A 23,755-nucleotide genomic window follows, 5' to 3' on the forward strand; every position below is an offset into this window, starting at 1 on the left:
TTAATCATCAAAAAATTATGCTTATGAATGAATTAGTAAAGACGGAGTTATTCAGCTTATTGTCTGAATCTTCACAAGAAAACACAAACGAAGAAATGCAAAGTGCCAAAGTAATCCTTTATTCATTTGAGATACAAAAATACACACAGGGAATAGAACGGAAACACCAAGCCCTACGGGTTTTACAGGAAATCTCCACACCTGCGCTACGCTCCGGGTAGTATTTCCTGCAAAAGTGTTGCCTTATCTATTCCCTGAATGAAAGAAAGGTATATCAAATAAAAAAAGGAAAAAAATATGTATTGGTTTGTGAGAAATAATTTGTAGATTTGCAGTGAGTTATTTGAGGAAATACAGCGCAAAACGCAGAAATACGCACGGTTGCCGAATCGTTACCTCGAACGCTGAAAAATCTCGCTTAAAGCCTTTTATTCAAAAGGTTATCTCCCAAAGATAATTTTATAAAATAAAAAGAGGCCGAAAAGGCCTTGATATTATAATATAATCTTTACTACGGTTGACCTGCGCCCCAAAAGTTAGACAGAAAACTTGAGGAGCGCAGTTCTTTATGTTGTAGTAAGGGTAATTTTTCTTTTTAGGGACTTTCCTGGCTTTTTTTATAATTGCTATTACAATGCTTTTGTCAGAGTGAAGCAGTCGATGTCCGGTGCCCAGTTATAACTATTACCCATGCGAATAGTGTTGTATCCGGCTTTTAATTCAACGGGAACTGTGATTTGGTTATGACCGTTATCCTCTCCCAAAGAGTCGATTTTGGTAATGATACCGTTTACGTCCAGTTCTATTTGTCGTCCTTTGCCATATAAATAATGGATGGTCATATCATAGCGTCCGCCATTTTCGCTATATACTTCCCGCCATTCGGCATAGTTTTCAGGTTGTCCGCCAAGGAAACCTACTTTCATTTTGCCGGAGGCTTCCTTATCATGGGCATAAATAATACCTTTAGGATTTTTGCCAAGGTCATTGAAAAGAGGTAGGTAAGCCCATTCCGCTTCGTAGAGGGTCGGTTCCAGACGTGTTTCGCCTTCTATGCGGAGGAACATGGCACTGTGTGCAGGAAGCGTTTGTTCGAAGGTACCGGAGAAGTTTCCTAAATCGCTATGTTTTACCAGATCACGTACTTTTACGTTTCCTCCAAATTCCAGTGAAGAGAACGGCACGGAAAAACTACAGATGGTATCGGAAGGATTGTAAAGAGCTACTGCACGTACATTCCCACGTTTCTGTTCAATATCTTTTACGAGTACATAACCTTCATTTTCATGTTGAGCTACATAAGCCTGTAAGCCCAGCGGATCTTGGTTGAGGGCGATCAGTTCTTTATTTGTCAGCAGTTCGAGCGAAGAATCCGGCATGTTTTCCAGATTGCATCCGATAAGCAAAGGAGAGCTCATGATACACCACAAACCGAAATGAGCTTCTTCTTCTGTCGGAGTAAGACCTTGTCCACCTACTTTACTGTCGTTGCGGAATCCGATGACCATCATATCCATGTCATTATAATGTCCGTTTCCAGCATAAGCCGACAGGTAGAGATTCTTTCCGACTACATATCTTAATGATCCCCAATGTGCATTAATATCTCCACTGATACGCCAGGAAGTTGCTGCATCTTTAGCCCAAGTGCCCGGGAAGGCCCATCGGCAAATATTGATGGAAACATCTTTGTTTACTTTGTCTATACTGTTCCGGATGGAAGTGTAGCGTTCCTTTTCATTAAGTCCCAGCGCATCTCCTCCGCAGTAATCAATTTTGATAAAGTCGAAACCCTAGTCGCCAAAGTATAATTGGGCGTCTTGCGGTTCGTGTCCATAGATACCAGCTCCTACGCCTGCTGCATCATTGTCCCACATGGAGCCACATGTACTGTTGCCCGCATCGGTATAGAGACCGGCTTTCATTCCCAGGCCGTGAACGTAATCCGCAATCGGTTTCATCCCATTCGGGAAACGTTGTTCGTGGGTATGCATAATTCCGTTGTCATCGCGCTTTCCGAAATAGCCGTCATCAACATTGACATAATGATATCCGGCATCTTTCAGACCTTTTTTTACCATCAGGTCGGCTTGATGCTTGATGATGTCTTCGCTGATGTCTACGCGAAATGCATTCCATGAACTCCATCCCATGATGGGAGGATTGACTGTCTTTTCATTCTCGGAGAGGGTAGTTTGAGTCTTTGTACAACTGATGCACATAAAAGAAGCTACTGCTACTGTAAAGAGATAAATTCTGTTTTTCATGATATAATGGGTTAGTGTTTTTTGTATAGCCGTCCCGATTTCGTCCCGGTAACTAAATAAAGATAAAGGGTAACTTGCTGTACTCCAGAAAGTTACCCTTTGCTTTGTCGGAATGAGGCGACTCGAACGCCCGACCCCTACGTCCCGAACGTAGTGCGCTACCAACTGCGCTACATTCCGATTGCTTAAGAAGTGGTGCCACCAGCAACCGAAAGTCGGCTTGTATAGCACTATTTCTCAATAAGTTATATCTTTATTACGATGTTAGTCCCTTGAATAAGGTTTTCACAACTTTGCACCGTTCAACACAAGTTTGTGTCTTAGGTTCGATTTCTGCGTGCAAAGGTAGATATTTATTTGGAATTATCAATATTTCCAAGAACTTTTTTTGTATTTACTGCTAAAAGTCTGTTTGAATTTTGTTCAGTATTCTTTTAGGAGTTGTTTTGAGGATTTTTCTCTGTATCATTAAGAAGAATTGCAGGCTATGTGACGGAAGGTTTTCAATATCCATGAAGTATATAGAAAGAACTTTAGTCGAAATGTCAGGTATCAATTTTCCCAATAGATTGAATCGTAAAGGAGTATTTTTATCGAGTAATATGTATAACTACATAAACCCCACTGGTTTCGAAACGTGCAGCCACATTACAAATAGGGTAAATTTCAATAATGGATTGTTTTGATGAAAAAAACTCTTCAATATTAGACTTACTGACATAGGGCTGTCATAGAAGACGCTATCTTTGTATCAAAAAGTATTCAACTTAATATTATAGAATATGAAAAGATTATTTTTATGCTCATCATTTGCTGATGTTGCTAATCTATTTGTCGATTGTGCCAAAGAAGATTTGCAAGGGAAAATTATAGCTTTTATACCAACTGCAAGCCTTACAGAACCAATACGATTCTATGTAAAAAAGGGGAAAAAGGCTTTAGAAGAAGCAGGAATGATTGTTGAAGAAGTCGAGATTACCCAACTGCCCAAAGAGGAAATATCTTCTATATTACATAAATGCGATTATATCTACATAACAGGTGGAAATACATTTTTCCTTTTGCAAGAGTTAAAAAGAAAAGGTGTTGATAAAATTATATCTAAACAAGTGAAATTGGGTAAACTGTATATTGGGGAATCTGCCGGAGCAATAATAGCCTCTCCCGATGCAGAATATATGAGAAGTGTGAATTTTGATCCAATAGAAAAGGCTCCTGAATTGAAAGACTGTACTTCTTTAGATTTGGTCGATTTTTATACGATTCCCCATTATGGAAATTTTCCATTCAAGAAAAAAGGTGAAAAGATAGTTCAACTATATAATGAGAAGTTGCAGCTTATTCCTATAAGTAATAAACAAGCTGTTATTATTGAAGATTCAAATATTCAAATTAAAGATGCAAAATGAATAGAATAGACCGTATTTCTGCTATATTGATTCAGTTACAATCGTACTCGTTAGTGAAAGCACAGCAAATTTCAGAACGTTTTAATATAAGCATTCGCACTGTATATCGAGATATAAGAACATTGGAAGAGGCAGGCATTCCTATCATAGGAAATCCCGGTATTGGTTATTCACTTGCAGAAGGATTCAAATTATCTCCTCTAATGTTTACTCAAAAAGAGGCTTTGTCCTTTTTGATTGCAGAGAAATTAGTACATGAACTAACTGATTCAAATAGCAACGAACATTATAAGTCTGGAATAGAAAAGATTAGGTCTGTCATGCGTTTTGCAGACAAAAATATGTTAGAAACAATGGAAAAGTGCATGTCTGTATTGGATACTTATAAATCATCTACCTATAAACCTGATATTCTTTTACTTATTTTACAAAGTATATACCAAAAAAGAATTATTGAAATATCTTATTTGGGAAGTAATGCGTTAAGTGTTTCAGAACGAAAGATTGAAGCTGTTGGAATTTTCTTTTCGAGAACTAACTGGTATCTAATAGGCTTTTATCTTCCCAAAGAAATCTATCTTACATTTCGGATAGATAGAATTCAAAAAATGCACATTCTTAATGAATTACAATCACGGGAACATCCTCCTTTGGAAAAATTCATACGCGAGTTTTATGATAAAGAAAAATTACATGAAATCGTTATAAGAATAGAAAAGAATAAAACCTCCATAATGAATGATGATAAATATTATTACGGATTAACATCTGAGAAAGAGATAGGGGATATGTTTGAGCTTCATTTTCTAACATTTTCAATCAGTAAGTTTGCACATTGGTATCTGTCTTTTGCAGATAGTGCAACTATAATAAGACCAGATTCTTTAAAATATGAAGTTAAAAATATTATCAATAACATTTCTATTTGATTGCTGTCAAATAGTATTTTTAATCGACTAAATGAAAAAAATATTCGACCAAAGATTTTTCCGCTTATTGTCGGAATGCTCACAACGTAAAGTGTCTGCATCTGAATTTGCAGAAGCTATCGAAGAATTGGCGACCCATGTAGCCGATTTCAGTATCACAGAACAAGATTATAGCATTTTACTCCGCTATTTCTCTTTTGGTTTGTATCGTCTTAAATCATACCGTGTATGGTTTGAGCAGGAAAAAAATATCCTATTTGCATCTAATTGATGAAGCGATAGGGTTACTGAATACCGAAATACGCCTAATCGAATGGCGTATCAAGTACCCGGAACAGTTGCAGCAACGCACCAACAAACAAGCCCTTTCCCCTCTATATCTCGCTGACAGAACCACTCTTATCAATATCATGGAAATAGTTAGCGGGCTGTTCCTTTCCCAAAAGATTGTGTATCAAAATGGCAAGCCTGTTTATTTAGTGGACTTGACGAAAGCCTTTGAATGGCTTTTCAATATCAAGATAGGTGATTGTTACCAAAAGCATGAGGACGTGATAAAACGAAAGCCGGGCAAGCTGACAGAGTTTCTTAATGGACTGGCAGAGCTTATTCGCAAGGAACATGACAAGAAAGGGTACAGATAACCAACGGCTTACGATTTATTTATAGGGGATTCCATTAGCTCCCCCGTAATTTCTTTGCGTCCGTTTTCTGAACTTTGCTTCATCAATCGATTGACAGACCATAATGTATAATCAGAAAAATGAAGCAATCATGTATATAGACAATGACGATTTCAGCGTATGGATGCAGAAGCTGTACGCCAAATTGGAAGAACTCTGCAAGGATGTACGGGTACTGCGCAATGCCGACAGGGTGCTGCCCGAAGATGACAACCTGCTGGATAATCAGGACTTGTGCCTGCTCTTCAAGGTGAGTATCAAGACCCTGCAACGCTACCGGGCTATCGGTGCGCTGCCGTATTTCACAATCAGCGGAAAAGTGTACTATAAGGCTTCCGATGTCCGGGAGTTCATCAAGGAGCGGTTCAGCGTTACCACGTTGCGCCAGTTCGAGAAAGAACACTGCACGAAGAAAAAGAAGTGAATTAGAAAGCCGGGGCGGTTCTGCTCCGGCTTTGCTTTTGTTTTATGGCTTGCCTAATTTGTCGGCTTCCTCCTTTAGCTGCTCGGCTTGTTCGTTCAACAGCCTTGCCCGTTCCAACGCTTCCGCCTGTTTCCTGCTGCGGTATTCAAAGCCTTTCACCGAATTGGTCAGGCTTCGGATGAAAGCGTTGTCCCGTTCCCGGCTGAACTTCGTTTCCAGCAAATCAAGGCTGCTGCCGTCTGCCTTTCCTTTCATCAGGATATAGCGGTATTTTATATCGTTGTCCTGTAACCGTTGCATCCGTTCCGTAAAACGAATATTCAAGATTAGCGAAATGATACAGATAATAAAACCTGCTGAAAGAAGAAAAAACTTGGGTTTCAGGTAGGGAGTTACCCGATATATCAGTTTGCCGTACCATGAAACGGGCGTTATTTCTCCGGCTGGTGTATCATCAGCCGGGAACAACACCTTTAACCGCTCCTTGAAATATCGGTGCGAGGTCACGATAAGCCCCTTTATATCTTCAAGGTCTTGTTTTTGGTTCTCGGACTGACCTTTTCTGATACTGCCGATTTGGTTTAGAATCTCCTGCACCATGTTTTCAGGAATGCCGGATTTGCCCTGCATTTCCGAAATGCGCTGTTCGATAACGTCCAGTCGGTTAATCGTTTCCTCCCGGCTGGCTGGCGTTACCTGCTTCTCCTGCCGTTCTTTCAGTTCCGTAACCATAGAGAGAAGTCCCTCCAAAATTAAGTTATTTTCCATGTTCCTATAATTTTAAGTGTCGTTTCTTTTTCTTCTTTTTTCTTTCACCGGGATTGTCGGGTGTTTCATCAGCCGGAGAGGACGGGGCGGAGAACAGACCGCCCAAGCCTGTCAGTAACGGACTGTCGGCTTTGCCCAGTGTCTGCGATAGCTCCTGAACAGGTGCGGAAACCGTCTGTCGGTTGTTTCCGGCAGTGTTCAGCCCCGCATCCCCGAAACATTTATCCAGTTTGGAGAAACTGAAACTGCGGTCTATCTCCGAACCCTTGAACGTGTATTCACCTATGGAAAAAGATATGCCCTGCACTTCGCCAGTCTGTCCCCTGTGCTTGAAATGAATCCCGATACCCTTTTCTGCCAGCCGGGTTTGTAACTGCCGCCAGTTCCTTGATTTCCCGATTTCATCCTTTACGGCATTGTAAATCTCGTATTTGGATTTGTCCGGCTCTCTCAAACGGTGCTGTTTTACATGCTCCTTGCCTTTAGCGAAATAAAGCCCGTGTTTGGCTTTCAGCTTCTTGCATACCTGCTCGTTGCGGTACATGTCGTTCCTGTCCGAAATGGTCTTGCCGTTGTTGTCTATACGGTTGAACACGATATGTACGTGCGGATGTTCCCGGTCTTGGTGGCGCACGATGATGTACTGCGTATCGGTGATTTTCATTTCACGCATGTACTCCTGCGCAAGCTGTATCATTTTCCCGTCTGTCAGCTTGGGTGCGTCCACCGGGGAATAGCTTAGCGCAATATGTCCGACTGGCTTTTTCAGGTCGGGGTTCATCCCGGCTTGCAGTATGAAACTGCGTATGATGTCCCGGTTGCTTTCGGCTAATATTCCCTCCGCATGAAGCAAGGCTGCCTGTTCCTTGCCGAGTACATAGTTCACGCAGCCTTTAAATCCGCTTCCCTTTCTTATTTTTCCAATCATCCGACAGTTGGTTTATGATTTCAACAATCCTGTTCTTGAGTTTCACCAGTTCCACCGCTACCAGTGCAAACCCTCCGGCATTCGCCCGGTGCGCCAGCTGGTTGATGTTGTTGGCTTCGCCCGCCAGCTTGCGGATAGTGTCCGCATCCTGCCTGTTCAGCCGGGGCGTTACCTCTGCCGAAACGACCGCCTGCCGGACGTACTCGCTGACACGCAGCCCGGCTTCGGTGGCTCGCTTCCTGATTGCGTAGAACTGTAACTCGGTCAACTTCGTGCTGACTACCCGGTTCTGCTTGTCTATCCGGCTTTTTGCCGGGCGACCTCCCGGTTTGTTTCTTATCCCTGTCATACGTTTTTACTTTTAGGTGGTATCTTAAAAATTGCGACCAACGGGAGAAATTTTCTTTGCTGTCAAGCAAAGCAAGGTGTTTCGGTCTACCGAAACATAACCTTGCTCTCCCTAATCACACAGCCTGCCGTCGGTTCATGCCGCCAGCCTTGCAGGTCACATCCTTAGCCCTCTCTTTCTTTTTTCACCCGGATTTTGTCTGTTATCATGCTCCGGCTGGGGCTTGTCGGTAACTGTCAAATCTTGGGATTGCTTCACTTTAAGGCTACGCAGATAGTCGTTCAGGTCATTGTGACCGCTGTACAGGTGTGATGCGTCACGTACACGCCATTTGTATTCCTGCCTTATGGCTTCAACCGCTTTCCTCCCGGCTTCGTCATTGTCAAGCATACAATGTATATGCCCGTAACCAGCCAGCGGATATAAGGCTTTATCCGTGTTGGCGGTGGAGTTCAGGATAACGTAGTCCTGCCAGTCGGTGCAGGGTATATCCGGGCTTTTCTGTTGCCGGATAGTGAGGAATGAGAGGAAATCCAAAAAGCCCTCGAACACGAAACAGGTATCTCTCGGCTCTCCCTGCTGCCGTATATGGGTGATGTCTTTCGATGTGCTGCCCTTGAAACGGGGATTGCGAAGCTCGTAACCTCCTGAATCATTCCTGAACGCCAGCGCAAAATAAGGCTTGCCACCGATGCGGTAATACATTTCCTGCACGTATGGGGATGCCGTTCCGGGGGAAATCCCCCTTTCCTGCAAATAGCGTATGAGTGCCGGATTCTGTAACGGCTGTATTCTGCGTATCTCTATCGGGCTGGCTGCCTGCCTTTTCGTGTCCCTTTCGGGCAGTTCTTTCCCGTGAAAGGAAAAAGAGGCGGTGTCGCCCTGTTCCAGTCGGCAGATAGCACCGTAGGCGTTGCACTGGTGTTGCTTCATTACAAGGTCGATGAGCGTCCCGCCCTCACCAGTTCCGTAGTCACACCATAAATTGGCGTTATAATCCACCTTGAAACTTGGCGTGTTGTCCTCCCGTAAGGGGCTGCGGTACATCCCGTAGCTTCCCTTTTCCTTGGCTGGCTGGATTCCCAAAGAGTTCAGGTAATCTTTGATACTGATATTGTTGGCTTCCTTGTAGGTCATAATCTTTATTTTTTTATTTAACGATAGTAATAATGAAGCAAGAAGCGAGTAAGAAGAAGTACGGGACACTACTACATCTATCTTTTTCTTTTTCAACGGATTGTAGTACATGTAGTAACATAGTAATTATTTATCCTTTAAAAAAGGAATAAATATATTCTATATATTATATTGCCGTTTTTTCTTTTTCCCGGATTTTCCAAAAGTTTGGGATTCTATCTTACTTCATACTACATAATTGGTAAACTGTTGTTTATTAAATCATTATGTGTATATCAGACAATATGTAGAAGCTACTACATTCCGGTTCTACCCGTAATCATCCCCTGTACGGGAAGCCGGAACGGGCTTTATCCTGTACCCATATACCGGATAATGGTTGTTGTTGATGCGCTTCTGTACCCGCTTGAAACCGATTTTCCGCAATGATTCGCCCAGCCTTTTTTCGGATAGCTGGACGGGGGATATATTACGCAGGTATGCGAGTACCTGTGCCGTTGTCATGAAGAACAGGGCTTCTTCCTCCTCTGTCGGCTTCTCAAAGTATTGTGTCAGCATCTCAAACTCGATTGTCTGTACCTCAAATTCCGCATTTGTCAGGTGCAGTTCTTCAATCTCCGCATCATTGAACCAGTAGCGCACGCCCTGACGGTACAAGTACATGATTTCGGAATAGACGTTATCCATGCGGATGCTTTCTGCCGTGGGCTTGTCTATGTGCAGCACCTCGAACGGCAAAAAACGCCTGCTGCCTGTCGGGTCGGTCAGGAACTCGTTGCCGTTCACCGAAGCCATGAAGCTGGCGAGGTGCGGGTATTCCTCGATGTAAATATCATACGGTCTGCGGTACTTCACCGCCGGAGTGGTGATAAGATTCTTCAATGCGTTCTCGTTCTGCTTGTTGAGTTCCTTTAGCTGGTCGTCAATGTTGATGAATAGGTATTCGGCTATCAGTGTCAGGATATCTTTGCCCTGCGGGTCTATCTTCCCGGTGAACAGGTAGTTCTTAAGCGGTGTCGGGCAAAGGTTGTCCAGCCACCACGATTTGAATTGTCCCTGCCTGTCCCCGGTCAGTACCAAACAAGTATGGTTCTGACACCCCGTGTCGTTCATCGCGTTGGCTACCACACCGATAAGCCATTTCGTGAAATATTCCTCCCATTTGCCGGGGTTGGCTACCTGTACCGTGTTCAGAAGCCTGCCGATATGCCCGTGTTCGGCAGGATTAAGTAAGGGCAGGGCGTTGAAATACTCCTGTATGGGGTGAGCCTTTCTTGCGAAGTCGCTTTCCAGTATCATGCGTATGTTGTCGGTTGAGGTGGCTATGTCAGCCGTTGCGTCCAGCCTGCGCCTGAAAGTGTTCAGGGCGAATTTTGTAACGGGCTGGTACAAGTCCGAAGAACCCGCAGCCCGGTATTCCGTCCGGCTCTTTACGGTGTTGAACCGGAAATCGTACAGGACGTTCAACAGGCTTTCGATGCGCTCGTTCTTCGACTGCCAGCCCTCGATATGCCGTGTTTCATCACCTCTTTTCTTTTTCATCGGGAAGTCTGTTAGAAGCCGGGACATACTGCTGCTGCATCCACTTTTTGAGTTCCTCCATGTCGAAACGCAGGGTACGCCCACGCTTGACGCAGGGTATCAGTCCCTTGCTGGCTAAATGATACAGGTAATTGACCGAATACCCGGTTATGCCGCTGGCAACGGATATTTTGACTAACACAGGCTCTTTTCCGTCCTGCCGTTCTTCGGGCTGTGCGCCCATGACCGGGGCAATCATCTTTTCGATGTTCTCCAGCCGTTTGAAAATTTCTTCGAAAGGATTATTCATAGGTGCTTGTTTTTTGAATTAGCACCACAAATAAAATAAGAAAAATCGGTAAAAAACAAAGCGTCAGCCGTTTGGAATCGCTTTGCTGCGCTCTGCACCAAATTAATGTCGGTAAATAGAAAACGGCTTTGTGTTCATTACCTTACTTAATAAGTAAGTGGGGGAAACCGGGATTTCTGTTCTCTTATTGTTTCTTTCCTGCTCGTTTGGGGCAGTGGTGGACATTTTTGGACACGCAAGGTCATTTGCGGACAGAAAGAAACAACCTGTCATTCAGTCTTATATATTTGCACCAGTGAAGAAAAACGGAGTATTGATAATAATAAATATATCGGTTATGGAAATAGTGACGATTGAAAAGAAAACTTTTGAATTTTGGAAACAGAGGTTTGAAAATTTTGTGGGGCGTGTGGATGCGCTCTGTGTGCCTTTACGCAGGAAGCGTGACAAATGGCTGGATAACTGCGAGACCTGCCGTTTGCTGAATGTTTCAGCCCGGACGATGCAGACCTACCGTGACACGGGGAAACTGCCTTATTCGCAGATTAACAATAAGATTTACTATAAGGCTTCGGACGTGGAAACATTTCTGCTTAGCCAAGTAAGGGACAATTCTAAAAAGTAGGCGTATGGATTTGATAACGAAAGATTCCGAAACCACGCTGGTACTGTTTTCCTCCCTTGACAGGGTGCTGGAAAACGTGGAGTACGTGGTAATGAACTATCGCCCGGTATTGAACGGTGAACACTACTTGACGGGCGAGGAAGTGTGCAGACGGCTTTGCATCAGCAAACGAACGTTGCAGGATTACAGGGACACGGGACTGCTGGGATATGTGCAGCTTCCGGGAAAAATCATCTACCGGGAAAGCGAGATTTTAGACCTGCTGGAAAGGTATTACAGAAAATGAAATCTTGAAAACGTGAAATCTTGTTTTCTGTATTTATTGTTTGATTAATTAAAAGCCAGCAATCATGGTTTCTTGAAAACTATGTTGCTGGCTTCTTCATGTTTATGCGGATAGTCTTTTCAATATCTTGTTAATTTTGAATTTTTATGAATGCTTTCCCATTTTGATTCTCTATAATTTTCATTGCAGGTGTTGATGAAAATGTATGAGTTGTAGCATGAAACACAGACAGAACTAAATCTTGTAATTGAGAGTCTTTTTCAAGATATTCTATTTTTAACCCTTTTGATTCTGCTTTTTCACGGGATATATGGCGACCATGACTTTTAAAGTTATCGTGATTAGCCAAAAAAGATGCTATATTCTCTATAATAGGAGCTTTGACATCTGGAGCTTCTGTTTTGAACATGAATCTATTAAGCCAATCTCTAATTAAGTTTTCAGACATTTTGATATAATTTTCACATTGTGTAATGACAGAAGGACCATATTGATTAAGTAATATAGCCCATGCTTGTTTATTGGGTTCGTTTACTTCTTGTAATGCTTTATAGAATTGGTCAATTATTGCTTTTGCTGGATTACTTGTGGGACCGTTAGGACTATTAATAATCAACTGTGGGTCTACGGGACCTATATTAGAATGTTTTCCCATGACAATACTAGCTCCTGAACATGCAATCATTGTGGCAGCAGACATTGCTATTTGGGGAATAATAACTCTTACTTCAGGAAATTGAGCATGCAAATATTCGACAATACCTTCTGCTGCTTCGGGAGAACCTCCCGGACTGTGTATAATTAAATCTACAGGCTTTTTTTCAAGTCCGTATGAAACTTCCATCATTCCTTGCACATCTTCCTCTGTTACCGAAAGTAATTCGGGAGCTCCACCTTTTTGGGTAAAAGCAGTTGCGTACAAAATAATATTTCTGTTTGTATATTTAGATAGTTCAGAAAGGTATTTGCGTCGAATAAAATCAAAAGGAGCAGAATTCCCTTGGGCACTTTCGACTTTTAATTCTGTTAATATTTCACTCCATGTTGGCATAATTGATTCGGTTTAGATTTAATGTTATATTCAATTGAAGAATTTGCAGAAACAGTGTCACTGACGGTTTTATAACGAGTTCCACTAGTTATTTCCCATTTTTGTTTTTCTTGCTCTTGCAATATTTGATATATCGCAGGATTATTTACTTTTAAGTTTTCTATGATTCTGTTCATGGCTGTTATAACGATTACTTTAAATGCAAATATAGGCCTTTTTCCTTTTAAAAGTTTACAATTCAGCATTAAAGTTGCTGAAAAATGATATTTTTCTCTCTACGTATTGCATATCCCTTAGTATCGTTTGGTCTAATACCTTTGCGTAGTGCTGCGTCATTCGGGTGGATGAATGCCCCAGCATTTTAGCCACGTTCGGCAGTGACACGTTGTTAGCCAGCGCAATAACCGAAGCGAAACTGTGCCGGGCTGTGTGCGTGGTCAGGTTCTTTTTAATACCGCAAAGGTCGGCAATCTCTTTCAGGTAGCTGTTCATCTTCTGATTGCAGGGAACGGGCAACAAAGTTCCTTTATCCATGCAGTAGGGGTTATCCTTATACTTTTCAAGTATCTGTTTGGGAATGCTCAAAAGCGGGATGTTACAGAGGTTGTTTGTCTTTTCACGGGGTTTCACTATCCACAGGTTGCCGTTGCTGTCCTCTGAAACGTGTTCGGGGCGTAAGTTATACACGTCTATGAATGCCAGCCCGGTATATACGCAGAAGATAAAAACATCCCGTACCAGTTCCAGCCGTTCAATCCTGAACTCTTTCTGCCATATCCGGTTTATCTCGGCTTGGCTTAGGAACTGTTTGTTTACCTCCACCTCGTGAAACTTGATTCCTGCAAACGGGTTCTTTGTCAGCCACTCGTTGGCAATGGCAAGGTTTATCACTTTCTTAAAACATTTCATGTACCGGATAACGGTATTCTGTGCGCAATGCTTCTCCGTCTTTAGGTATAAATCGAATTTGCGTACCAGTTCCCCGTTTACCTCACGCAGTAACATATCATCTACCTTGTAATCCCGTTTAACCAGTTCCATGAGGTATTTAAGGCAATTGTCGTAACGTCTTACGGTGATGTCGGCATAGTCTGTCCCGATTAGCTTCCGGCAGTTGTCATTATGTTCCTTGAATACATTATACAATGTCTTGAAAGTTTCGTCCTTTCCCTGATAGCGGTTCACTATGGCACGTGCGGAGATAATCTTTCCCTCCAGTTCCAAGTCTTGGTAAATCTGATAGAATTTCACACGCAGGGCGTCAATGTAATGGTTAAGTTCTACGGAGTTTCGGTCTTTGCCTGTCGACTTCTCTTTTTCCTGCGACCAAAGTGGGACTTTTACACTCCGCTTTAGTTGAAGTTCCACGTATAGGCGGTCATAAGTGACACGCACACGCACGGGTGCTTCCCCGTTTTTTAACAGTTTGCTACGCTTGATGAAGAACAACACGCTGAATCTTTTTCTTTCCATACGGCTCAATTTTTAATGATACAAAGTTAGGAAATCGAACCGAGAACCCTGTTATGTAAAATAGTGCAACGTGCTGTAAAAGAATGAAGTAAATACCTCGCAGTGGAACATTTCGGGCTTTTAAAAACAGTCCCTTGAATAAGGACGTATGGTTTGCTTCAATCCCACTAATTTTGCCTATTCTTGGAAAAGGAAAATCCCCGAACTTCTTTGAAATTCAGGGATTTACATCGTTTTGCCTTCTTAAAAAGTGGTGCCACCAGGAATCGAACCGGGGACACAAGGATTTTCAGTCCTTTGCTCTACCAACTGAGCTATGGCACCTTTCTCGTTTGCGGGTGCAAAGATAAGTATATTTTTTAATACCGCAATAACTTAAAGGGAAATTTTTACCAATTTCTGACTCGTGGAAATATAAATGCATTTTTGTTAGAATAAATATGTAGATAAACAGCTATTTATGCGACATATTTTATAAATTTACGCACTGAAACGATCAAAACAATATAAACACTCTATTACTATGTCATCACTGGCGATTATTGTTATAATAGTTTTGTTAGCTGCCTTCATCTATATGTGGGCAAAGTGCCACTCACTCCAGAAAGAGGTGCATTCGAAGGAAAACAAAGAGAATGAACTTAAAAAGTTGGCTCTGGTTTTGCAGAACATCAATGCTTACTTCTTATTGATTGACAAGGATTTTGTGGTTTGTGACACCAATTATTATTCTTTAAACCGTTTTCCGATTCAGGTAGGTGGAGTTACCAAAAGAGTCGGGGATTTGCTGCATTGTAGAAATGCGATTGCAGCCGGTGAATGTGGTCAGCATGAACAATGCAAACTATGTTGTATCCGTGCGTCTATCGGAAAAGCTTTTTACAAGAAAGCAAGTTTTAAAAATCTGGAAGCTTCCATGAAGTTATTAAGTGAGGATGAAACGAAAGTGACTCCTTGCGATGTATCGGTATCGGGTACTTATTTGAATATTCATGGTGAAGATTATATGGTGTTGACTGTTTATGATGTGACGGAGCTGAAAAATGCGCAAAGGCTGCTGTCTATTGAAAGAGAACATTCCATTTCTGCTGATAAATTGAAATCTGCCTTTATTGCTAATATGAGTCACGAGGTACGTACACCGCTAAATGCAATTGTCGGATTTTCCGGTTTGATGGTATCGGCTTCCAGTGAAGAGGAACGAAAAATGTATGCTGATGTTATTGCAGAGAATAATGAACGCTTGTTGCGCCTGGTGAATGATATTTTCGATCTTTCTCAAATAGAATCGGGAACAGTAGATTTTGTTTATACGGAGTTTGATGCCAATGATTTACTAAGAGAGTTGGAGGGAATTTTTAAGACGAAATTGAATAACTCGTCGGTGGAATTGGTTTGTGAGGCACACATACAACCTATAATGATGTATTCGGAACGGGAACGTATCATTCAGGTATTGTCTAACCTGTTACATAATGCAATGAAATTCACCGAATCGGGTGAAATTCGTTTGGGTTGCAGCCTGAAAGGAACGGAAGAGGTTTGCTTTGTTGTGTCCGATACAGGCATTGGCATACCGAAAGAGGAACAGAAAAAAATATTCTCACGTTTCATAAAACTTGATCGTGAAATGCAGGGGACAGGACTTGGACTGACTCTTTCGCAAACGATCATCCAAAATCTGGGTGGAAATCTTGAACTTGATTCGGAAATTAACCGGGGATCTACTTTCAGCTTTGTGTTGCCACGGGTGATAAAACCGGAACTAATAAAGTCACAGGCAATAAAGTAATCTCCAATCGCTAGGTATTGTATCTATTAAATGATGATTGGCATACTTCTAAATAAGAGGGCCTGCAAAAATCTCTAAAATAAATTACCCTCACTACAACCGTGAAGTGCATCCCAAAGGTTTTATAACCGACTAAAGGGGAGCACTTCACTGTAGTGAGGGTAATTTTATAAGTTCAAAGCTGTTTGAATAGCCTCTTACTTTTTTGTGAACAGGATGAACACTTAGTCTTTACGACTTAGGTGCATCCTTATCTTTGTCTCCGGTTCCCGGAGATGCTTTGCCGGAAGTAGAATTTCCGCCGGATGTAGCAGAACTGCTGCTTGATGGAGTAGCACCGGAAGCGGTGGCACCAGAGGATGCCGCATCAGGAGCTGCTGCATTAGAAACGGTTGCACCAGGCTTAGCTGTACTTGCCCCGGTTGCTCCTCCTGTATGTGCAGAAGTTGCGGTAGGACGGGCAACATTAGCGTTACTTGCACTGACATTGACAGTGGCAGGTTGAGCCTGAACTTCCCAGTGGAACGGTTCGAAATTGGAGTTTGGATCTACCCAAGACGGTTTCTTGGAAGCATAGATAATAAACGGAGCAATAACAACGATAATGGCACCGATAATCAGTACGGAGAACCAAACGGTGTTGCTACCTGTAGAGATCTGGCTGGGCGGGATGAAGCTGAGGATAAAGGCAAGCAATGATCCGCAGAAACCAAGACCGCCAACAAACCACATCAAACCGTTACCTGACTTACCGATACGGAACGGACGGTTGAGTTTCTTCATCTTATAACGCAATGCGATAGCTCCGGAGAACATCAACAAGTACATAATCAGATAAAGAATAACTGTCAGCTGTGACAGAATCTGATAGAAGCTCTGTACGGACGGCATAACGACGAACAACAGACTTAATACAGTAACAGCGATACCTTGTACGAACAGGATATTCTTCTGTACACCCAGTTTGTTTGTTTTCTGGAAGAACGGAGGCATATACCCCGCTTTACCTACGGCAAATATACCTTTTGACGGACCGGCAACCCATGTTAATACACCTGCCAGTACACCAAATGCAAGAGCGACAGCAATGATTGGTGACAACCAGGAAGCATGAATATATCTGAAATAGTTGTCGAAGCCGACGAGTAGACTTTGAGTCAGGTTGATATCTTTTGCAGGGATAATCACACCTAATGCAAAAGTACCCAAAACGAAGATCAACACTGTGATAAGTGCACCGATGAATACGGCTTTCGGATAGTTTTTGGAAGGGTTCTCTACGTCTTTTACGTGGATACCACCCATTTCCATACCGGCATAAAACAAGAAGATACTGGCAGCAAGAACAACATTATCAAAGTTGGTAAAGTCGGGGAAGAAGCTGCTGTTGAAATCCATATTGGAATGTCCGCCGCTTGCCAGATAAATGATTCCTAAGATAATCAACAGGGCAGCCGGGATAATTGTACCGACCATACCACCGATTTTAGCAACCTTACCTACCCAGCTCATACCTTTCAGGGAAATGAAAGTAGCCAGCCAGTAGATGATAAGTACTACGACGAGCGTATAATACTTATTGTTTGCCAGTGACATGTCATGTACGTCATTCATTCCGATGAAAGCGATAGATACGGCACCAAACGTTAACACTGTCGGATACCAGATCGTACTTTCGATCCATTGTACCCAAATGGCGAGGAATCCCAGTTTTTTGCCGTAGGCTTCGCCTACCCACCGGAACACACCACCCTGCTTATCCTGAAACATCGCCGCCAACTCTGCTGCAACGAGCGATGTAGGGATTAGAAAGACAATAGCTGCAAAAAGATAATAGAAGGCCGAACTCATTCCATATACGGCCTCGGCTGGTAGTCCACGCAAGGATACTACTGCCGTAACATTCATGATAGCCAGGGTAAACACACCCAGCTTCACTGCATTTTTAATATTCGCCATAAGTTAAGGTTTTAAGTGAAAAATATTTTAAAGTCAGTGTTATAACAACATTTTGCGTGAGATGTTTCCGCAATCTCTTTCAAAGTTCGTTAATTAACATCCCCGAAATGGGAGATTGTAACCCCGGATTTACTTCTTCCGAAACAATCGCTTTCTCCAATTGTTTTTAAGCAATCTAAATTATAAATGAATCATTTTATTATAAATTAAGTAGTTATGAAATCAGCGCTTTCAGATTTTATTTCCGGGAAAAAGGGAATCTATGGTATTCTTCACATTATTATATTAGTAATGTCCCTATTCCTGGTTATTAGTATCTCGGTAGATACTTTTAAGGGAATTCCTTTCTATACACAGTCTTCGTATATGAAAGTACAGCTATGTATCTGTCTTTGGTTTCTTTTTGATTTTGTATTGGAGTTCTTTCTGGCAAAACATAAGGGACGTTATTTGCGGACGCATTTTATCTTTTTATTGGTGGCGATTCCTTATCAGAATATTATCGCCTATTATGGGTGGATATTTTCGGATGAGATCACCTATCTTCTCCGTTTCATACCTTTATTGAGAGGAGGATATGCGCTTGCCATTGTGGTCGGCTGGTTGACCTACAATCGTGCTTCGAGTTTGTTTGTCTCTTATCTGACGATGTTGTTGGCAACGGTCTATTTTTCCAGTCTGGCATTTTTTGTGCTTGAGCATCGGGTGAATCCCTTGGTGAATGGTTATGGAGATGCTTTGTGGTGGGCTTTTATGGATGTCACTACCGTCGGTTCGAATATCATAGCGCAGACGGTGACCGGACGTGTACTTTCCGTTTTGTTGGCTGCCCTGGGTATGATGATGTTCCCTATCTTTACGGTTTATATCACAAATCTGATTCAGCAATCCAACAAACGTAGAAAACAATATTACGAAGAGGAGGAACTAGAGAAAAAGGCTTCCGAGAAAAAAGAATTGGCAGAAAAAGCAGCCGTACAGAAAGCAAGCACATCATAATGTGCTTGCGGATAAGATGAAAAAACAGATGAAGTGATGATGACGGTAAAGTGTTGAAAACCAAAGATGAATTACTTTTCTTAATACTATAATTACTTTTCTTTATAAGCGGCGAAGGAAAAGGGGTGGAAAAGAGGTATTACTTTCTATCTTTGTTGAGAAGAGACAAGACACGACGCTGTTATAACCGTTATTGAATGAATCAAACTTTACCTTATCCGGGTTAATAACAGCTATCTCATTTTAATAACTAGAGTTGTTCAGGGGTAAGTTCAATTTGTAGCATTTGAAAAATGATGCCGTTTGTATTGAAACATTGGCGGGAAATCAAGAGGGTAAGGGGAATAGAAAAAGGTTACTATCAATAGATAGTAACCTTTACCTTTCTTATAAAAGAGATTGAGAGAATTTTAGTCAACAACGGTGATATGGTTGTTGCTAAATACATTCAATTCCAGCTTGTTCATGATGTATTGAATAGCTAACTGCGCTTTCACGGAGTTGCCCGAACCATCCAAAGGAGGAGCAAATGCGGCAATACCGAACTGTCCGGGCAGTACGCCCATCACACCGCCACCTACACCTGTTTTTGCAGGAATACCGGAAGTGTACATCCAGTCGCCGGTATGTTCGTAGAAACCTACGGCGGCAATCATGGCAGTGATTTTAGGAGCCAGGACGGCATCAAAAACTTCTTTTTTAGTCACAGGGTTCACACCACCGTTGGCGATTGTACCGGCTGCGATGGAAAGCTGCAATGCGGTAACTCCCAATGAACACTGGCGGGTGTAAAGGTCTAATGACAGATCCGGGTCATCATAAATCCGGTTGTAATTCTTCAATAGCCATGCGATAGAACGGTTGTTGAAGTTGGTGTCCGATTCCGACTTGTACAATTCATCAATCAGTTGCGGGGCACTGCCGCATAGGTCTGTCACATTTCCTACGATGGCATCCCATTTCTTGGCAGAGTCACCGATAGGTTGTACCATACTACAGGCGGAGATGGCTCCGGCATTTACCAGTGGGGTAGACGGATGATCGTTCTCCAACAAGATAGCGATGATTGAATTGAAGGGCAAGCCTGTTGCGTCGGCTCCAATCTTGTCCAGAATCTCTTTAGCACCGTATTGACGCAGTGCCAGGATAGCCGTATGTACTTTGGATACGGATTCTATACCGAAGCGATAGTCAGTATCTCCCACATGGATGGTCTGCCCGTTGAGCAGGCAGACACTGATTCCAAAGAGATCCTTGTTGACATTTGCCAGATAAGGAATATAGTCGGCATTCTTGCCGCCGGTATTGGCCTTTACCTGATCGTATGCCTCCTGTACCACTTCTTTCAATTGAGCGAGTGTTACTTTTTTATCCATAGATCATTTTATTTTTTTACGGTTTTACGACGACCACCGTGGTTGAACATCTTGGCTTCTACCGGAAGATTCTTTTCTTGAGCCATACGGGTAGGAGTTGGATATTCCAGTTTTTCCAGTTCGGCGATGGCATTGTTGATGTCGCCCAGAAGCATATCTGCCATGTCACGGCTGAATCCCTGACGAACAACGACACGCATCACTACATAATCTTCCAGTTTAGAAGGCAATGTATAAGCAGGAACCATCCAACCATGTTGAGATAGTTTGTCTTGCAAATCATACAAAGTCCATTTGGCGCTCTTTGCATATTCCGGTTTCAGATACCAGATGAATAGCGGGTTCACAACATCTTCTGAGTAGTTAACGAACGGAACCATCTTGGCTATTTCACTATGGATATATTTGGCAATTTGCAGGGAGTTGTACTGCACTTCTTTGTAACCCTGGAATCCTAAGCGGATGAATTGATAATATTGTCCCAGAATTTGTGCGGCCGGACGAGAGAAGTTCAAACCTACCTGTGTAATGTTGGCGCCCAGATAGTTGACGCTGAATGACATTTCTTCGGGCAGATATTCTTTGCCTTTCCAACAAACCCATCCGAGTCCCGGATATACCAAACCAAACTTGTGGCCGGATACGCTGATAGAAAGTACCCATTTCAAACGGAAGTCCCATTTCTTTTCCGGATACAGGAACGGAAGGATGAAACCACCACTGGCGGCATCTACGTGGATAGGAATGTCATAACCGGTCTTGGCATTGTAAGCATCCAGAGCTTTATCCAATGCTTCGACATCATCATTCAGTCCAGTCCATGTAACACCTTGAATCGGTACGATACAGATGGTGTTTTCATCACACATTTTCAAAGCTTCTTCGGGGTCAAGAGTGGTTTTTTCAAGTGTCAAAGGCACTTCACGCATTTCAATCTGCCACAACTGTGCAAACTTTTCCCAAACAACCTGGAAACCTGTAGAAATAACAAAGTTTGGTTTATCAAATGGTTTGCCTTGTGCTTGTCTTTTCTTACGCCAACGCAACCAGGCGGCTACACCACCCAACATACATGCTTCTGAAGAACCGATAGCCAAAGCACCTGTTTTCCAGGTATCTTTTTCAGGAGAGTTCCACAAGTTGGCAACGATGTTGATACATTTACCGTTCATCACAGCGATACGCGGATATTCTGTTTCATCAATGTAGTTGATGTTGATGGCCTCATTCATCAGCTTGGTTGCATATTCGTCCATATAAGTGGTAACGAAAGTAGCCAGATTCAAACGGGGCTGAGTTTGAGCAAATGTTTCATCTTTCACCATTTGATAGGCGACTTCAGGAGTAGTAGGTCCATCAGGTATTTTCTCTACCGGAGAGGGTTGTAACATTCTGTCTGAACCAAATACATCGGTTTTTGCATCACCTTTTCTGAAATTTAAATCTTCCATACTAATTTGTTTTTTTAAAGGTTTAGGGCGATGGGGATTTTCCCCGTCGAATTTCCCACAACAACAGCAGATAGGTTTGAAAGTTTCCCGGTTTTACATTATTTGGCGTTTATTAAGGAGGAGGACGCCCTTATTGAAGCGGAGTTTTTGTGATTTAGCGGAAAAGCTTATGATCGTACTAGTTTTGAACTAATTTCGAGCTTGTGCAGATTTATTTTTGATGCCTAATGGGTTTATGGCTAATGATACATAATTTTATTCGTCTGGCAGTTGTTTCTTTTTCGTCTGACAGTTGTCAGACGAAAGAATAACAGCTGTCAGACGAAAGTTCAACAACTGTCAGACGAATAAATTTATGTATGATGAATATTAAATCATCGCATATTACCAATTAAATTTTAGAAGAACTAAGATTAGTTCATTCCCGCACAGTTTTGAATAAAATAATGGAGTATTCTGGAAACGTTGTGGTAAATCTGAAAAAGATGATTGAGTTTTTAAGATTCCCCGTTATCTTTTTATTATAAGATATGGGTCCAGGGTGAGGGGTGGTGAGGGTAGATTTATAACCTTTTATTTTATTATTTTCTATACTATCTCCTTTTTTATCCTCAAAAAAAAATACGAAAGTTATAAATCTACCCTCACCACCCCTCACCCTGGACCCATTCATTAGCGCAACGTTTAACTCATTTCGGTGCATATTTGAACTTTATAAAGCAACTATTGTTTTCTTCAAACCTAAACTTTTAACGAATAAGCATTATGAAGATACAGACGGGACGGGGAACAATTCCTCTTATTACTTTAATTGCCATCTGGTCTATTTCGGCATTGACTTCATTGCCGGGACTGGCTGTTTCACCTATATTGGGTGATCTTACGAAGATATTTCCGAAAGCTACGGATCTGGACATACAGATGTTGACTTCGCTGCCATCACTGCTCATTATTCCTTTTATATTGCTGGGTGGTAAACTGACAGAGAAAGTCGATTATGTCCGTGTATTAAAGGTCGGACTCTGGCTTTTTGCCGCGAGCGGTATTTTGTATCTGATTTCCAATCGAATGTGGCAATTAATTGTGGTAAGTGCTTTGCTCGGTATCGGTTCCGGTCTGATTATCCCTTTATCTACCGGGTTGGTTTCCAGATACTTTGTAGGAACCTATCGGGTGAAACAGTTCGGATTAAGCTCCGCTATTACTAATTTCACATTAGTGATAGCAACTGCCGTAACGGGCTATCTTGCAGAAGTCAGCTGGCATCTGCCTTTCCTGGTCTATCTCCTCCCATTGATTTCCATTCTGCTGGTAGGACATTTAAAAGAAGACCGGACGGGAGAAGTCGCTTTTACACCTTCTTCTTCTGCAGATACTACAAAAGACAACGAATCCTCCGAACAATCTACTTCCATAGATATAGGAGGCAGCAAGTACGGTATTCACATCAAACATCTGATAGAGTTGATGCTCTTCTATGGCGTGATAACATATATCGTGGTAGTGGTGATCTTCAATCTACCTTTCTTAATGGAAAAGCATCACTTCTCCAGTGGCAATTCCGGATTGATGATTTCGCTTTTCTTTCTGGCCATCACTGCTCCGGGTTTTTGCCTGGACAAGATTGTAGCCCTGCTGAAAGGACGTACAAAAGCATACAGCCTGCTGTCGATGGCATTGGGATTGTTATTAATCTGGATAGCTCCGATCGAATGGCTGATTATTCCCGGATGTATCCTGGTTGGTTTGGGATATGGCATTATTCAACCTATGCTTTATGATAAGACCACCCAGACCGCACTGCCGCAAAAGACCACATTGGCTTTGGCGTTTGTGATGATGATGAATTATCTGGCTATCTTGCTTTATCCCTTTATTGTCGATTTTTTCCAGTGGATATTCCATACCCAATCACAGGAGTTTCCTTTTATCTTTAATCTTCTGATAACTATTGTTACTCTTTTCTGGGCATATCGGCGCCGTAATACCTTTTTGTTTAACGACCAATTAAAATAGAA

Annotated in this window: 24 protein-coding genes, 2 tRNA genes and 1 pseudogene; 11 read left to right on the forward strand and 16 right to left on the reverse strand. The window is 42.2% G+C overall.

Annotated elements, in window-relative coordinates:
- The first annotated feature begins 23 nt into the window (after nt 1-23).
- Entirely contained in the window at nt 24-221 is a 198-nt protein-coding gene (locus tag DXA54_RS17570; RefSeq protein WP_004323390.1) for a hypothetical protein, read from the forward strand.
- 408 nt (nt 222-629) lie between these two features.
- Here the strand turns inward: DXA54_RS17570 and DXA54_RS17575 are convergent.
- Nucleotides 630-2,267: pseudogene (locus tag DXA54_RS17575) on the reverse strand (alpha-galactosidase D).
- A 107-nt stretch (nt 2,268-2,374) separates the two neighbouring features.
- Nucleotides 2,375-2,447, reverse strand: a tRNA-Pro gene (locus tag DXA54_RS17580).
- 602 nt (nt 2,448-3,049) lie between these two features.
- Here DXA54_RS17580 and DXA54_RS17585 point away from each other — a divergent pair.
- From DXA54_RS17585 to DXA54_RS17605, 5 genes are all read left to right on the forward strand, one after another.
- Entirely contained in the window at nt 3,050-3,676 is a 627-nt protein-coding gene (locus DXA54_RS17585) for a Type 1 glutamine amidotransferase-like domain-containing protein (RefSeq protein WP_004315354.1), read from the forward strand.
- On the forward strand, nt 3,673-4,605 hold the full coding sequence (locus DXA54_RS17590; protein ID WP_005645910.1) for a helix-turn-helix transcriptional regulator: 933 nt from the start codon (nt 3,673-3,675) through the stop codon (nt 4,603-4,605). The genes DXA54_RS17585 and DXA54_RS17590 overlap by 4 nt, the downstream gene beginning before the upstream one ends.
- Before the next feature lie 31 nt (nt 4,606-4,636).
- Nucleotides 4,637-4,876, forward strand: coding sequence for a hypothetical protein (locus DXA54_RS17595; protein WP_005645908.1), 240 nt, complete (start codon nt 4,637-4,639; stop codon nt 4,874-4,876).
- Nucleotides 4,830-5,249, forward strand: a complete 420-nt coding sequence (locus tag DXA54_RS17600; protein ID WP_005645906.1) for an RteC domain-containing protein — start codon at nt 4,830-4,832, stop codon at nt 5,247-5,249. Before DXA54_RS17595 ends, DXA54_RS17600 begins: the two co-directional genes overlap by 47 nt.
- Nucleotides 5,250-5,379: 130 nt before the next feature.
- Complete coding sequence (locus DXA54_RS17605) at nt 5,380-5,712, forward strand: helix-turn-helix domain-containing protein (RefSeq protein ID WP_005645903.1); 333 nt, start codon at nt 5,380-5,382, stop codon at nt 5,710-5,712.
- 42 nt (nt 5,713-5,754) lie between these two features.
- On the opposite strand, the gene DXA54_RS17610 is transcribed toward DXA54_RS17605, so the two are convergent.
- The 6 genes from DXA54_RS17610 to DXA54_RS17635 all read right to left on the reverse strand — a co-directional run bounded on the left by DXA54_RS17610 (nt 5,755) and on the right by DXA54_RS17635 (nt 10,725).
- Entirely contained in the window at nt 5,755-6,480 is a 726-nt protein-coding gene (locus tag DXA54_RS17610) for a hypothetical protein (RefSeq protein ID WP_005645893.1), read from the reverse strand.
- A gap of 4 nt (nt 6,481-6,484) precedes the next feature.
- Nucleotides 6,485-7,408, reverse strand: coding sequence for a relaxase/mobilization nuclease domain-containing protein (locus DXA54_RS17615; protein ID WP_057326903.1), 924 nt, complete (start codon nt 7,406-7,408; stop codon nt 6,485-6,487).
- On the reverse strand, nt 7,374-7,757 hold the full coding sequence (locus DXA54_RS17620) for a MobC family plasmid mobilization relaxosome protein (RefSeq protein WP_005645888.1): 384 nt from the start codon (nt 7,755-7,757) through the stop codon (nt 7,374-7,376). The genes DXA54_RS17615 and DXA54_RS17620 overlap by 35 nt, the downstream gene beginning before the upstream one ends.
- A gap of 156 nt (nt 7,758-7,913) precedes the next feature.
- Nucleotides 7,914-8,894, reverse strand: a complete 981-nt coding sequence (locus tag DXA54_RS17625; protein WP_172618174.1) for a toprim domain-containing protein — start codon at nt 8,892-8,894, stop codon at nt 7,914-7,916.
- A gap of 309 nt (nt 8,895-9,203) precedes the next feature.
- Entirely contained in the window at nt 9,204-10,436 is a 1,233-nt protein-coding gene (locus tag DXA54_RS17630) for a VapE domain-containing protein (protein WP_005645885.1), read from the reverse strand.
- Nucleotides 10,417-10,725 (reverse strand): helix-turn-helix domain-containing protein, encoded by a 309-nt coding sequence (locus tag DXA54_RS17635; protein WP_005645883.1) that lies wholly within the window; start codon nt 10,723-10,725, stop codon nt 10,417-10,419. Before DXA54_RS17635 ends, DXA54_RS17630 begins: the two co-directional genes overlap by 20 nt.
- Nucleotides 10,726-11,062: 337 nt before the next feature.
- Here DXA54_RS17635 and DXA54_RS17640 point away from each other — a divergent pair, with 337 nt between their 5' ends.
- Nucleotides 11,063-11,350 (forward strand): helix-turn-helix domain-containing protein, encoded by a 288-nt coding sequence (locus DXA54_RS17640; RefSeq protein ID WP_005645881.1) that lies wholly within the window; start codon nt 11,063-11,065, stop codon nt 11,348-11,350.
- Between the two features lie 4 nt (nt 11,351-11,354).
- Nucleotides 11,355-11,636 (forward strand): helix-turn-helix domain-containing protein, encoded by a 282-nt coding sequence (locus tag DXA54_RS17645; RefSeq protein WP_005645879.1) that lies wholly within the window; start codon nt 11,355-11,357, stop codon nt 11,634-11,636.
- A 130-nt stretch (nt 11,637-11,766) separates the two neighbouring features.
- Here DXA54_RS17645 and DXA54_RS17650 read toward each other — a convergent pair whose 3' ends face one another.
- The 4 genes from DXA54_RS17650 to DXA54_RS17665 all read right to left on the reverse strand — a co-directional run bounded on the left by DXA54_RS17650 (nt 11,767) and on the right by DXA54_RS17665 (nt 14,484).
- Nucleotides 11,767-12,687 (reverse strand): SDH family Clp fold serine proteinase, encoded by a 921-nt coding sequence (locus tag DXA54_RS17650; RefSeq protein WP_005645877.1) that lies wholly within the window; start codon nt 12,685-12,687, stop codon nt 11,767-11,769.
- Nucleotides 12,663-12,863 (reverse strand): hypothetical protein, encoded by a 201-nt coding sequence (locus tag DXA54_RS17655; protein WP_005645875.1) that lies wholly within the window; start codon nt 12,861-12,863, stop codon nt 12,663-12,665. The genes DXA54_RS17650 and DXA54_RS17655 overlap by 25 nt, the downstream gene beginning before the upstream one ends.
- A gap of 55 nt (nt 12,864-12,918) precedes the next feature.
- Nucleotides 12,919-14,160, reverse strand: a complete 1,242-nt coding sequence (locus DXA54_RS17660; protein WP_005645871.1) for a site-specific integrase — start codon at nt 14,158-14,160, stop codon at nt 12,919-12,921.
- A 251-nt stretch (nt 14,161-14,411) separates the two neighbouring features.
- Nucleotides 14,412-14,484, reverse strand: a tRNA-Phe gene (locus tag DXA54_RS17665).
- 199 nt (nt 14,485-14,683) lie between these two features.
- Between DXA54_RS17665 and DXA54_RS17670 the strand changes: the two genes are divergently transcribed.
- Complete coding sequence (locus DXA54_RS17670; protein WP_008649757.1) at nt 14,684-15,952, forward strand: sensor histidine kinase; 1,269 nt, start codon at nt 14,684-14,686, stop codon at nt 15,950-15,952.
- Between the two features lie 231 nt (nt 15,953-16,183).
- On the opposite strand, the gene gadC is transcribed toward DXA54_RS17670, so the two are convergent.
- Nucleotides 16,184-17,911, reverse strand: a complete 1,728-nt coding sequence (gene gadC, locus DXA54_RS17675; protein ID WP_120080197.1) for a putative glutamine/gamma-aminobutyrate antiporter GadC — start codon at nt 17,909-17,911, stop codon at nt 16,184-16,186.
- Nucleotides 17,912-18,127: 216 nt separating this feature from the next.
- Between gadC and DXA54_RS17680 the strand changes: the two genes are divergently transcribed.
- Nucleotides 18,128-18,910 (forward strand): potassium channel family protein, encoded by a 783-nt coding sequence (locus tag DXA54_RS17680; protein WP_008649760.1) that lies wholly within the window; start codon nt 18,128-18,130, stop codon nt 18,908-18,910.
- Between the two features lie 410 nt (nt 18,911-19,320).
- Here DXA54_RS17680 and glsA read toward each other — a convergent pair whose 3' ends face one another.
- The 3 genes from glsA to DXA54_RS17695 form a co-directional block, all read right to left on the reverse strand.
- Nucleotides 19,321-20,286, reverse strand: coding sequence for a glutaminase A (gene glsA, locus DXA54_RS17685; RefSeq protein WP_008774599.1), 966 nt, complete (start codon nt 20,284-20,286; stop codon nt 19,321-19,323).
- A gap of 8 nt (nt 20,287-20,294) precedes the next feature.
- Nucleotides 20,295-21,737 carry a glutamate decarboxylase gene (locus tag DXA54_RS17690; RefSeq protein ID WP_004311934.1) on the reverse strand — a complete coding sequence of 481 codons (1,443 nt, stop codon included), beginning with the start codon at nt 21,735-21,737 and terminating at the stop codon, nt 20,295-20,297.
- A 418-nt stretch (nt 21,738-22,155) separates the two neighbouring features.
- A complete protein-coding gene (locus tag DXA54_RS17695; protein ID WP_118032473.1) occupies nt 22,156-22,410 on the reverse strand; it encodes a hypothetical protein in 255 nt (84 codons plus the stop codon).
- A gap of 92 nt (nt 22,411-22,502) precedes the next feature.
- Here DXA54_RS17695 and DXA54_RS17700 point away from each other — a divergent pair, with 92 nt between their 5' ends.
- Nucleotides 22,503-23,753 carry an MFS transporter gene (locus tag DXA54_RS17700; RefSeq protein ID WP_004323288.1) on the forward strand — a complete coding sequence of 417 codons (1,251 nt, stop codon included), beginning with the start codon at nt 22,503-22,505 and terminating at the stop codon, nt 23,751-23,753.
- The last annotated feature ends 2 nt before the right edge of the window (nt 23,754-23,755 follow it).

Origin of the sequence: Bacteroides sp. OF03-11BH (assembly GCF_003604005.1) — a bacterium.
Lineage (GTDB): Bacteria > Bacteroidota > Bacteroidia > Bacteroidales > Bacteroidaceae > Bacteroides > Bacteroides ovatus.